Below are 12653 nucleotides of genomic sequence, written 5' to 3'. Positions count from 1 at the left end.
GAGGTGAATTTATAATATAAGCATCCCCCTTCTATTCGGTCCGCTGTGTATTGTCTGGTCATTTCACAGACCGTGATTCCAACTGGGGTGGCTGCTCGCAGTCATGTTGCTGGATGTATGATTTATACGCCAAAGGAGAAGAAAAGCATACATTACTTAGCGACGATTGTTAATGCCTACCGTCAGGATATTGATGCTTTTTTCCTGGATACTGAGAACTATGTGTTAAGCCAGGTTTGGCGCGGTGAGATCCACAAGGCGGCAAACCGGCCGCTAAACACCGTTTTTTTTCTGTGAGGCGGATGCAAAGCTTGCCGTTATAGAGCAGAGGAACTACTTTAATCCAGGGCAAGAGATGGGGTTTTTCGGCCCGGGTGGAACTAAATTCAGACAAAAGGTGCACAAAATTTATGATGTCAAAGCGCAAGAGCTTGATGCAGCCCGTCATCCATTGCAAATTGTGGATATTGAGGTCGATAATCCCGTGAAAAAATGGGATATGATGCGTAAATATGCAAATTCCTGAAAAAATATGAAGGAATTATAGAGGATATTGTAGGAATATGTCGAAATGTATGAGAAAAGAACTAGAAAGGAATAAAACGCCAAATGGGAGACACGAATAAAACGAGGGATTCGAAGCCATTCAGTTCCAAAGCCCTAAAGGGAATGACACAAGTGCGCATTGCGAATCCGATCAAGTCTGTTGGAATGAAGTTGTTTTTAATCTTTTTTATTAGTATTTTGGCTTTCGTGCTAGTAATGGGCATTTTTTCCTATCAGGTTTCGAAAAGCGTCATACAGAAAAAAGTAGCTGACACAAGCGAACAAACGATTAAGCAAGCTGGTCAAAAATTGGATTTTATCTATAAAACCTATGAGGATACTACCCTCCAAATGCTGCTCGACAAAGATATGCAGGACTCCTTAAGCCAATTAGCGAAAATGAATACTGCAACTTATGAATACCTGGAATTAATGCGCAAATTGAACGATAAGCTCAATGTTATTGTGTTTGGCAATAACACGATTAAAACGGTGCAGCTGTATAAGACGAGCGGTGAATTAATTACGATGTCGGGCAGCGGAACAAGTCAAGCGGATAAGAACAAGTCAGAGGAAGCCTGGTTTAAAAGCGTTGTTGAAAGAAATGGAGGAGCTGTTTGGCTCGATTCCAAGGAGCAAGGCTACTCCGAATCAGAAAGTGCATTTGCCATCGGGAGATTGCTCAAAAGCACGACCAGTGGAAGCAGCGATTTAGCTACCGTGCTTCTGATTGAAATTTCCAGTGAAATTCTGAACAAGGAAATGGATCAAATACAGCTTGGTGATGAAAGCCAAATCATTATCACCAGTCCGGGGAATAAAAATATCGCAGTGAAAGATAACGTCGATATAGAGAAAGATGCGGCTATCCAGCTTAGCGCAGAGCAGCTTGGAGCAGAATCAGGCTCATTTGAAAATGCTCAGGATCAATTGGTCGTGTATTATAAAGGACCCGTATCCAACTGGAATTTGATCGGGTATATGCCGGTTAGCTCGCTTGTGAAGGATGCCAAGCAAATATTCAATTTTACATTAATTGTAGCTTTAATTGCAGCAATCATTGCTGTTCTGATTGGCTTGTGGATGGTCCGGATGATCGGGAAGCCGCTTGTTAATCTTCGCAATTTGATGCAGCAGGGTGCCAAAGGGAATCTGACGGTCCGGGCCGGTTACAAATCACAAGATGAAATTGGCCAGCTGGGCGAGAGCTTTGATACGATGATGCAGCAAATTACGACGCTGGTTCAACAGACAAGCCTCTCTGCTCAGCAGGTGTTGGAGACGGCAGCCGAGCTGACCAATTCGTCGAAAACAACAGCAATTGCAGCCAGGGAAATTGCCATAGCGACCGACGAAATCTCAAGCGGTGCAGCGGGCCTGGCAACTGAGTCGGAAAAAGGCAATGAGTTGACACATCACATCGGCATGCAAATGAAACATGTAATCGAAGCGAATCTCGAGATGGGCACATCGGCTGCAGATGTTCAGAGCTCCAGTGAGCAGGGAACCAAATATATGTCTGAGCTGATCAACAAGACGAATCTGACTGAAGATATGATGCGCTCGATGGTTGAGAAGGTGGACAACCTGAAGGAAAGCACCAAATCCATCCGCAAGATTCTCGATGTGCTCAACAACTTAACGAAGCAGACCAATATTCTTTCACTTAATGCTACGATTGAAGCCGCTCGTGCAGGCGCTGCCGGTAAAGGATTTATGGTTGTAGCGGACGAAATCCGCAAGCTTGCGGATCAGTCTCGTCAGTCGATCGATGTAGTCGGACAAATCACCGAGACGATTCAAGGTGAAATCGACCAGACGGTTAAGGTGCTGTCGAACGCGACTCCAATCTTCCAGGAGCAGATCCTGTCGGTTAAAGAAGCGGATATTATTTTCCAACAGGTTGCCAGTCACATGGGCGGGTTTATTGAGCAGCTTAGCGCAGTCAGTGACTCGATCAGCACGTTGGATCAGTCCCAGATGGTACTCTCCGATGCAATGACGAATGTCAGTGCAGTAGCGGAAGAGTCCTTGGCCACCTCGGAAGAGGTTGCTTCGCTTAGCTCCGAGCAGTTGAGCATTAGCGAGGGCTTGGTGAAGCTATCGAACAAGCTGGAAGAGCTGTCCGATTCCCTCAAAACGACGCTTTCTAAATTCAGGGTGGAATAAGTAATCTTACATAGCAGTTACAGAATGACGTGGCCGTTCTCCGATTTCAGGAGAACGGCTTTTTCTAAAAGGCATACCAGCTACCCCAGCTCCAAGCCCCCCCCAAATACCTGTAATTTTGCAGTCCATCTCTCACGAACGAAAAAGAAAATGAAAAAATTGAGTGTGGCTTCGCTTAACAATGTTTTTCATCGTTACAGCAAGGGTTTCCAGGTGAATCAGCCACTTTAATGATGATTTTCATCGCTAAAAGAGGTCGGATGGCCCCACTGGGTGGGAAAAAAGGATTTTAACGATGTTTTTCATTGTTAAAGTATGGATGTGGCGGAGACCTGGTGTTTTAGCGATGAAAAATATCGCTAAATCGATTTTAATAGTGGCTGCAGCTTTAGGCGGTATTCCGACTATTCCACCTACTCCATCGAGCTCTTGCTTTCAGGCAAGGAAGGAAAAGATACCCTCATACAGGTTCCTTTACCAAGCTCGCTTTGAACATGGATGCTGCCGTTAAACGACTTGATAATATTATAAGACACCATCATGCCTAGTCCCGTACCTTTTAACTTGGTGGAGTAGAAGGGAGTGCCCAATCTTTCGATTTGTTCCTGTGACATTCCGATTCCATTGTCTTTGATTTCCAAAATGATTTTTGTATGCTCTTTGTACCCGATGATATCGAGCGTTCCGCCAACTGGCATGGCTTCTATACCATTTTTGGTTAAATTAACGAGGCATTGAATCAGCTTGTCAGCGTTAGCTTCCATGTTAAGAGAAGGTGCCGTATGCAATTCAATTTGGACGTTTCGCAAGGAGGCATACGGGCTGATCAGGTTCATCAGCTTGACCATAAGTAAAGAAATATTAACGTTTTCCAATTTCTCTGCCTGGGGCTTAGCGAGCGATAAATAATCACTGATAATGCTTTGCGCCCGGTCAATTTCTTCGATGACCATGGTTGTATACATGGTCCTTTTTTCTTCGCTTACTTGCGACTGGTTTAACAACTGCATAAATCCGCGCGCTACGGTCATCGGATTGCGAATTTCATGCGCAACGGAAGCCGCGAGCTCGCTCAGCACATTCAGCTTTTCTGAATGCTGGACCTCTTGACGGATCCATAAGTTTTCTTTAATCCGTTCGATTAAATAGGTGAGCAGCAGCATGGTGAGAAAATGGAACATACAGTACAAAACACCCATCAGAAAAAAGGAAAGGTGAAGCGGGATTTCGTTCGTTATGCGGTAAAGCAATGAAATGCAAAAGCTGGTCAATGCGCTTAATAAAGCCAGAAGGCTGGGGAACATCACTTTCGTCGACTTTTGCTCCCAATGACTTAGAGCGATAAAGCCGAGGAAAAAAGGGATGGGCAAAATGGTATTAGCGACAGTCCACATAAAATCGGGTGCATTGAGATAGTAAGCATAGGCGATGATAGAGGCGGAAACTAGCAAGCCGGGTGCAATACCTCCATATAAAAAGGCGACAAGCAGAGGGATAAGGCGTAAATCGTACATAGCTCCGGTCATAGAGAAGAAAGGGTGTGTCATGCAAAATATGGCGCCGAGACTGCACATAAGAGCATTCCAGCGCTTGTTAAAATCGACAATCATAGGTTTGGGCTTATCCAGCCAAAGGATATAATAGAGCAATATCGGGGCCGTTAAAACAAGTACATTTAATAATAAGTCATCAATCGCTTCCAAGTATGTTCCCCTACTTATCAAAGCAAATTTTATTCATGTACACTACTTCGACGGGAAACCCGGAGATTCCTACCTTCATTGCAGTCTAACTTTACTTGGCATACAATAAAAGAGGGGGACAACTCTAATAAATATACTTATATAGGAGATAGACGATAATGAATGCGAATTTACTGCCGGCGAATATGGTTCTGCTGGATCGAACAAGTATAAGCCATCCCTATGATATTTTATATCCATTTGCTCTGGAAGAGCTGCTTTGCAGGAAAATTGGGAAGGGGGGCCAGCCTGTCGCTCATTTCTGGAGACATCCGAAAGCATTTGTAATCGGGCTAAGAGACAGCCGTTTGCCCCATGCTGGTGAAGCGAACAGCTGGCTTCATGCTAATGGGTACAAGACGGCCGTGCGAAACTCAGGAGGAGCAGCAGTCCCTCTGGATTTGGGTGTGGTAAATATATCGCTGCTGCTGCCAAGACCGGATGGGAATATTGATTATCACAAGGATTTCGAGCTTATGGTTACCTTGATTCAAGAAGCGCTTTTGAAGCTGACTAGCGAGGTACATAAAGGAGAAGTGGCGGGCTCATTTTGCCCTGGGGATTATGATTTGAGCATTGGCGGCAGGAAGTTTTGCGGCATTGCCCAGAGACGGCAGCAGAATGCGTTATCCGTACAAGCCTTTGTAATTGTCGAAGGTGCGGGAGCGGATAAAGCGGATTTAGCCAAGGCTTTCTATGACCGGGCAGCACTTGGTGGTGATCCGGCTGACTATCCGGAAGTTCTCCAGGATCGTATGGCCAGCTTGTCGGAATGCTTGGGGCAAACTCTTAAAGCTGAGGATTTCATTCATAGTGTCAGAGAAATACTCGCAGGACAAGGAGTCCTCGCAGATTTAGACGAGACGGCCATGCCTGAGGAGGATGAAATCCAGGCGATGATTGAGCAGCTTAGAAACCGCTATAAGATTGATAGTTGAATGGGAGGTCCATGTGAATGTCAAATCTTAGAAATAGTGTCTTCGTAGGGTTGATTGCTGTACTCGTACTGAGCGGCTGTGGTAAAGCTCCAGCAGTGACTGAGAAGCCTGTCCATACTGAACAAAGTGGTCAAAGTGATAATCAAGGAAATAAGGGGGAAGATTCTCCTGGACTGCCATATACAATAGAGGTTGCAGCCTCGGGACTTGATGTGCCATGGGAGCTGGTCGTTTCTCCAGATGGAAGATTGTTTTTTACTGAACGTTCCGGACTGCTGCGGGTTATTGATCAAGGGAAGCTGATAGAATCTCCTGTGCTTAATTTGCAAGAGGCGCTGTACCAAAAATCGGAAGCAGGCTTGCTGGGGCTTGCACTTGATCCCGATTTTGCCAGTAATCATTACATGTATTTGTATCAAAGCTATTTGGACGGCGGCGATGCCAAGAATAGAATTATTAGGATCGTTGAGGAAAATAATCAAGCGAAGCTGGATAAAGTGCTGCTGGATGGACTTCCGGCAAGTCAAAATCATAACGGTGGACGGCTGAAGTTTGGTCCGGACGGAATGCTCTACATAACTAATGGTGATGCCAGCGATACGTCCAATTCTCAGGACCTGGGACAGCTAAGCGGCAAAATCATGCGCATTCAGCCAGACGGAAGCATACCTGCTGATAATCCTTTCGGAAATTCTCCTGTGTACAGCTTAGGGCACCGCAATCCGCAGGGGCTTGCGTGGGATCCCGATAGCGGCAGGCTTTACAGCTCAGAGCATGGTCAGAGTGCTCATGATGAAATTAATCTTATAGAAGCAGGAGCTAATTATGGCTGGCCTCTGATTCAAGGCGATGAGACGGAGTCTGAAGAAGGCGATGCCGCTAAGCAGGGACCTGGTCCGCTTACAGCTCCTATTCTTCACAGTGGAAAAGAGACATGGGCACCTTCTGGTATGGCCTTTATTACTCAAGGACCCTGGAAAGGGAATTTGCTTGTTGCTAATCTGCGGGGGGCACAAATACAGAGGCTTCTGCTGGGAGCGGATGGCCAAACGGCAGAAGTTGCCGAGTTTTTATTTAGCAGTGAGTCGGACCGCTTGCGGGATATCGTGGAAGGGCCCGACGGTTCACTGTATGTTCTGACCAATAACCGTGATGGACGCGGCAGACCAGGCAAAGATGACGATCGGATCATCAGGCTGAGGCCTACCTTTGAAATTGAAAAATAGCTCTGTTTAGGACAGGAAATAATGCAGCGCTTCAGGCAGCTCCAACTGCCAAAATCCCCAGACATGCTTGCCGGGCTTCTCTATATAATGAAGCGCGGCTTTTTTCTGCTCGAAAATGCGCTGGGCAAGACGGTTGTCCGTAACAAAATCGAAAACGCCCCGCTCTGTTGAGACTTCGCTTTCCTCCGTACCGATCAGCATATAGAGCTCTAACCAAGATAAATCGGCTTCTGCATCGATTCGTTCTCTTGTTTTTTCGAAAAAAGCTCCAGATAAGGATATAACTCGGCAAAAAAGGCTAGGATAATCTAGAGCAAGATGAACGGAAATCGTGCCTCCAAGAGAATCGCCTGCCAAAATACGTTCGGAGCGTTCTGTTCTTACAGGATAGTTGGCTTCAATATAGGGCAGCATCTCTTCTGTGAAGAAGCGGCAATAGCTATTAAATTGGCTGCCATCCGGTGAGTATTCGTCCGTTCGGGTAGCCAGCTGCACATCAACACCGACAACTATAACAGGCTCGAGGCCTTCATCAAGAATCCCCCGGGTTAGTGTAGTGGCAATTCTTCCGAAATTAAAAAACTGCTCGCCATCCTGGCAATAAATGACCGGGTAAGATAACATCTCATTATAACCAGGCGGTAAAAAGATGCGTAATGAACGTGTAGTATTCAGGTGGGCAGAGAATATTTCTTCTTTGTGGATCGTTCGTTTATAATATTTTGAGTCTTCCATGAATAGGTTCCTCCTGCTTTTTTTGGGGTAATCATATGGATGGTGTATTATAGCAGTTGTTAATATTTTGTTAACTGTATTATATATATACAAGAACTGTACTATACAGTGACATTAAAAAAAATCATATTTTACAGGTATTGTGGTGTACTTTTCACCAAAACAGGTTTATAATAATACTATAACAGAAAAGAAGTTGGTAGGCATTAAAATTATAGATGAGGTGAAGGGATATGAATAAGTCGGCTGTGAAGCAAGCGAATTATGAAGTGACCACAGAGAAGGTTGAACCTTTGACGATTCTCGCCCCAGACGGCACAATTATTAACGAAGACAAAATGCCCAAACTTTCGGATGAGCAATTAAAAGAGTTAATGAGAAGAATGGTTTTCACCCGTGTATGGGATGAAAGAGCTGTAAATCTTGGGCGTCAAGGACGCCTTGGTTTTTATGCGCCCGTTTCTGGACAGGAAGCTTCAATGATCGGCAGTGAGTTTGCCCTGAACAAAGATGATTTCATTTGTCCTGGATACCGTGATATGCCACAAATTGTTTGGCACGGTCTGCCTTTATATCAGGCATTTCTATATTCTCGCGGGCATCAGCATGGCGGAAAAATTCCCGAGGACGTTCACGTTCTTATGCCGCAAATTATTATTGGCGCACAAATTTTGCATGCGACCGGGGTCGCAATGGCCTTTAAGAAGCGTAAAGAAAAACGTGTAGCTATTACGTATACAGGCGACGGAGGAAGCTCTGAGGGCGATTTCTATGAAGGCATGAATTTTGCCGGAGCCTTCAAGCTGCCTACTATTTACTTCGTGCAAAATAACGGCTACGCGATTACAACTCCATTTGCCAAGCAAACAGCGGCACTTTCGATCGCACACAAAGCGGTTGCAGCCGGAATCAAGGGCGTGCAGGTAGACGGCATGGACGTGTTGGCCGTATATCAAGCTGTTGCTGAAGCTGCTGAAAGAGGCCGTAACGGAGAAGGCGCAACCTTAATCGAAGCGCTGACTTATCGTTATCGTCCGCATTCCATGGCTGATGATACGACCAAATACCGTACTAAAGATGAAGAAGCTGAGTGGGAGCCTCTAGATCCATTAACCCGCATGCGCCTATTTTTAACGAAAAAAGGGCTGTGGAATGAGGAGACAGAAGCAAGTGTGAAGGAAGAAGCGAAGGCAGCGGTAGCGGAGCATATTAAAAAAGCTGAGGAAACCGAAAAGATGACGGTTGCCGGCTTGATCGATTCGATGTTCGAAACTACACCTAAGCACCTGGAAGAGCAAAAGGCGCTTTATTAAAATATCAGCACAGTAATCTTGAAAGAGGAGAGATTAGAATCATGGCACAGATGACAATGATTCAGGCGATAAAGGACGCTATGCGCGTTGAACTCAAAAGAGATGAGAATGTACTTTTGTTTGGCGAGGACGTAGGTAAGGTGGGCGGCGTATTTCGTGCTACAGAAGGTCTGCAGGAGGAGTTTGGTGAGGAACGCGTCTTTGATACGCCGCTTGCTGAATCAGCCATTGGCGGATTGGCGGTAGGCTTGGGCGTCCAAGGCTTCCGTCCAATTGCTGAAATTCAATTTGTAGGCTTTATTTACGAGGCATTGGACCAAATTTGTGTACAAGCTGCCCGTATGCGTTACCGCTCGGGCGGCAGATATAATGCTCCGATCGTTTTCCGTACACCTTTTGGCGGTGGCGTTAAGGCTGCCGAGCTTCACACGGATTCCCTTGAGGGCCTAATTGCCCAAACCCCGGGAATCAAAGTCGTAATTCCTTCTAATCCATACGATGCGAAGGGACTTTTGATTGCTGCAATACGTGATAATGATCCTGTGTTTTTCATGGAGCACCTGAACTTATACCGTTCTTTTAGAGCTGAAGTTCCTGAGGGTGAATATACCGTTGAGCTTGGCAAGGCGAACGTTGTTCGTGAAGGATCAGATGTAACGATCATTACTTATGGCGCGATGGTTCATACTTCCCTAAAGGCTGCTGAGGAATTGGAGAAAACAAAAGGCGTTAAAGTTGAGGTAATCGACCTTCGTACGGTTATGCCTATCGACATTGACACTATTGTAGCTTCTATTAAGAAAACAAACCGCGCTATCTTCGTGCAAGAAGCTCAGAAAACATCAGGTGTAGCAGCAGAGGTTATTGCACAAATTAATGAAAAAGCAATTCTTCATTTAGAAGCACCTGTGCTTCGTGTAACGCCTCCGGATACTGTGTATCCTTTTGCGCAAATCGAAGATGCTTGGCTTCCTAACCCTGCGCGTATCATAGAGGGCGTTCAAAAGGTTCTGGATTTCTAAAAAAAGAAGATTACAGAGCGGAAGTCGGATCCATTTCATATCTAGGAGGTAGTTGCTTGTGGCAATATTCGAATACAAGTTCCCTGAGCTTGGCGAAGGCATTCATGAAGGTGAAATTGTCAAGCTGTTGATCAAGGCTGGCGATGTTGTTACCGATGAATCGATTCTCATGGAAGTTCAGAACGACAAAGCGGTCGTCGAAGTTCCAAGTCCGGTTGATGGTAAAATTATTGAAGTGAAAGTTAACGAAGGCGATGTATGTACAGTAGGACAGCTGGTAGCTACAATAGAAATTGAAGGCGACGCAGCGGCTCCTTCCGGCCAAGCTGAAGCTGATCCAGATGTAGCTGCCGAGCCTGATAAGGCAGTAGCACCTGACCGTGTTGCTAAGGCTCCAGATGCTGCTGACGCTGCTAAGGATAAAACCGCTGCGCCGGGATCGGATGGCGCGAATGCAGGAGCTCCCGCAGCTTCATCGTCCGCAGCCGCGGGCAAGGAAGTGCTTGCGACACCTAGCGTGCGCAAGCTGGCAAGAGAGCAAGGCGTTACACTCGCAGAGGTAACGGCAACAGGCAAGAACGGCCGCATCACACGCGAGGACGTTCTTGGCTTTACGCCAGGCGGCAGCGCTGAAGCGCCAGCCGGGCAAGAGCAGGCAGGAGCAGCGACAGAGTCGGCTGCGAATAAGGCACCTGCTGCTGCACAGCAGGTGCAAGGCGATCGCGCAGAGGAGCGGGTTCCTTTCAAGGGGATCCGGAAGATTATTGCGAATGCGATGGTCAAGTCGGTCTACACGGCTCCGCATGTGACCTTAATGGACGAGATCGACGTTTCGGCGCTCGTAGCGCTGCGTGAAAAGTCGAAGCCTCTAGCCGAGAAGAAGGGTGTAAAGCTTACTTATTTGCCGTTTATCGTGAAGGCACTGATTGCCGCGGCGCGTCAATTCCCGGTTATGAATTCGACTTTAGACGAAGAGAACCAGGAAATCGTCTACAAGAAATATTACAATATCGGAATAGCGACGGATACGGAGAACGGATTGCTCGTTCCGGTTATCCATGATGCGGACCGTAAAAACATCTGGTCGATAGCTTCTTCCATTAAGGATCTGGCTACGCGTGGCCGTGATGGCAAGCTGACTTCAGCTGAGCTGAAGGGCAGCACAATTTCTATTACGAATATCGGTTCTGTAGGCGGTATGTTCTTCACCCCGGTTATTAATTTCCCGGAAGTAGCTATACTTGGCGCTGGTCGTATAACGGAAAAGCCGGTTGTGAAAAACGGCGAGATCGTAGCAGCTTCCGTTATGGCCTTGTCACTTAGCTTCGACCACAGACTTGTTGATGGCGCTACTGCACAAAATTTCTTGAATTACATTAAACAGCTGCTAGCTGATCCTGAGCTATTAGTTTTGGAGGTATGATGATATGGTAGTAGGAGATGCTTCTCTAGATATTGATGTTTTAGTCATTGGAGCTGGACCCGGAGGTTATGTAGCTGCAATTCGCGCAGCACAGCTGGGTAAAAGCGTACTTATCGTAGATAAATCAGCATGGGGCGGTGTTTGTTTAAACCGCGGCTGTATTCCATCCAAGGCGCTGATCTCTGCAGCTCATCAGTATGAGCATATGCAGCATGCAGACAGCATGGGCATTTCGGCGGAAAATGTAAAAATTGACTTTTCCAAGGTACAAGCCTGGAAAAGCTCCATCATCAGCAAACAAACAGGCGGAGTAAGCGGCCTGCTTAAAGGCAATAACGTTCAGATGTTCCAAGGTGAAGTTATGTTCATCAACGAGCACGAAGCTCGCGTATTTAATGATCAAGAAGCTCCACGCTATCGCTTTGAGCACTGCATCATTGCGACCGGCTCCCGTCCGATCGAGCTAAAGACGTTCCCATTCGGGAAACGGATTATCTCCTCGACGGAAGCATTGGATTTGCCGGAAATTCCAAAAAGCATGATCGTAATCGGTGGAGGCTATATCGGCATCGAGCTTGGGCAAGCCTATGCCAAACTGGGCACCAAGGTTACTGTGCTTGAGGGTACAGACAGCGTACTGCCAGGCTTTGAGAAGGAAATGTCGCAACTGGTTGCGCGTAACCTGAAAAAATCCGGAGTTGAGGTTTTCACCGAAGCAATGGCAAAAAGCAGCAAGCAATCCGATGATGATGTTTCAGTAACCTTCACCGTTAAAGGTGAAGAGAAAGAACTGACGGCTGAATATGTGCTTGTAACAGTTGGACGCCGCCCGAATACAGATGGAGAGCTTGGTCTGGATCTGATCAACCTGAAGCTGTCTGATCGTGGTCTTGTGGAAGTCGACAAGCAGTGCAGAACTAGCATTCCGCATATTTTTGCCATCGGCGATATTGTTCCAGGACTGGCTCTTGCACATAAGGCGACTTATGAGGCTAAGGTAGCTGCCGAAGTGATCGCTGGACTTCCGAGCGAGATTGATTATAAAGCTATACCAGCTGTCGTATTCTCCGATCCGGAAATTGCGAGCGTTGGACTTAGTGAAACAGAAGCCAAAGAGCAAGGCTTCACTGTTGCAACTGGCAAATTCCCTTATGCGGCTAACGGCCGTGCTAACTCCCTGAATGCGACTCAAGGCTTTGTGAAGCTTGTAGGCGATAAGGACAGCGGGCTTTTGTTAGGAGCACAAATCGTTGGACCAGAAGCTTCGAACTTGATTGGAGAGCTAGGACTTGCCGTTGAAATGGGCGCGACACTTGAAGATATCGCCTTGACGATTCACGCACATCCGACCTTAACCGAGATGGTAATGGATGCAGCCGAAGGCGCATTGGGTCATCCGATCCACCAGCTTTTGAAATAATTTTCATTTCTGTTGTTTGAGTAAATCATAAGAATACTAAGTCTGGCCCTTAGTGGGTCAGGCTTTTTTTAACTAATAAGAAATTATAAGTGCATACAGTGCTATCTTCAGAGAAGCCC

General features: G+C 46.4%; 9 protein-coding genes and 1 pseudogene. 8 read left to right on the top strand and 2 right to left on the bottom strand.

Going from position 1 to position 12653, the window contains the following annotated elements:
• Positions 1–32: 32 nt before the first annotated feature.
• Together J2Z66_RS35250 and J2Z66_RS35245 are read left to right on the top strand one after the other, a co-directional pair.
• A pseudogene (locus J2Z66_RS35250) lies at positions 33–526 on the top strand (U32 family peptidase C-terminal domain-containing protein); the annotation flags it as partial.
• A gap of 83 nt (positions 527–609) precedes the next feature.
• Positions 610–2715: a methyl-accepting chemotaxis protein gene (locus tag J2Z66_RS35245; RefSeq protein ID WP_209977473.1), complete on the top strand. Its 2106-nt coding sequence runs from the start codon at positions 610–612 to the stop codon at positions 2713–2715.
• A 413-nt stretch (positions 2716–3128) separates the two neighbouring features.
• Here J2Z66_RS35245 and J2Z66_RS35240 read toward each other — a convergent pair whose 3' ends face one another.
• Positions 3129–4418 carry an ATP-binding protein gene (locus J2Z66_RS35240; protein ID WP_209977472.1) on the bottom strand — a complete coding sequence of 430 codons (1290 nt, stop codon included), beginning with the start codon at positions 4416–4418 and terminating at the stop codon, positions 3129–3131.
• Between the two features lie 158 nt (positions 4419–4576).
• On the opposite strand from J2Z66_RS35240, the gene J2Z66_RS35235 reads away from it, so the two are divergent.
• Positions 4577–5395, top strand: coding sequence for a lipoate--protein ligase family protein (locus J2Z66_RS35235; RefSeq protein ID WP_209977471.1), 819 nt, complete (start codon positions 4577–4579; stop codon positions 5393–5395).
• A 17-nt stretch (positions 5396–5412) separates the two neighbouring features.
• Complete coding sequence (locus tag J2Z66_RS35230; RefSeq protein WP_209977470.1) at positions 5413–6621, top strand: PQQ-dependent sugar dehydrogenase; 1209 nt, start codon at positions 5413–5415, stop codon at positions 6619–6621.
• 6 nt (positions 6622–6627) lie between these two features.
• Here J2Z66_RS35230 and J2Z66_RS35225 read toward each other — a convergent pair whose 3' ends face one another.
• A complete protein-coding gene (locus J2Z66_RS35225; protein WP_209977469.1) occupies positions 6628–7356 on the bottom strand; it encodes an alpha/beta hydrolase in 729 nt (242 codons plus the stop codon).
• A gap of 233 nt (positions 7357–7589) precedes the next feature.
• Here J2Z66_RS35225 and pdhA point away from each other — a divergent pair, with 233 nt between their 5' ends.
• Genes pdhA through lpdA form a run of 4 tightly spaced genes read left to right on the top strand, consistent with a single transcriptional unit; the run spans position 7590 to position 12534 of the window.
• Positions 7590–8669, top strand: coding sequence for a pyruvate dehydrogenase (acetyl-transferring) E1 component subunit alpha (gene pdhA / locus J2Z66_RS35220; RefSeq protein ID WP_209977468.1), 1080 nt, complete (start codon positions 7590–7592; stop codon positions 8667–8669).
• 41 nt (positions 8670–8710) lie between these two features.
• A complete protein-coding gene (locus tag J2Z66_RS35215; protein ID WP_209977467.1) occupies positions 8711–9691 on the top strand; it encodes an alpha-ketoacid dehydrogenase subunit beta in 981 nt (326 codons plus the stop codon).
• A 58-nt stretch (positions 9692–9749) separates the two neighbouring features.
• On the top strand, positions 9750–11114 hold the full coding sequence (locus tag J2Z66_RS35210; protein ID WP_209977466.1) for a dihydrolipoamide acetyltransferase family protein: 1365 nt from the start codon (positions 9750–9752) through the stop codon (positions 11112–11114).
• Positions 11115–11118: 4 nt separating this feature from the next.
• Positions 11119–12534: a dihydrolipoyl dehydrogenase gene (gene lpdA / locus J2Z66_RS35205; protein ID WP_209977465.1), complete on the top strand. Its 1416-nt coding sequence runs from the start codon at positions 11119–11121 to the stop codon at positions 12532–12534.
• Positions 12535–12653 lie beyond the last annotated feature (119 nt).

Origin of the sequence: Paenibacillus eucommiae, assembly GCF_017874215.1 — a bacterium.
Classification (GTDB): domain Bacteria; phylum Bacillota; class Bacilli; order Paenibacillales; family NBRC-103111; genus Paenibacillus_AI; species Paenibacillus_AI eucommiae.
This window is presented reverse-complemented; position numbering and strand designations above follow the sequence as displayed.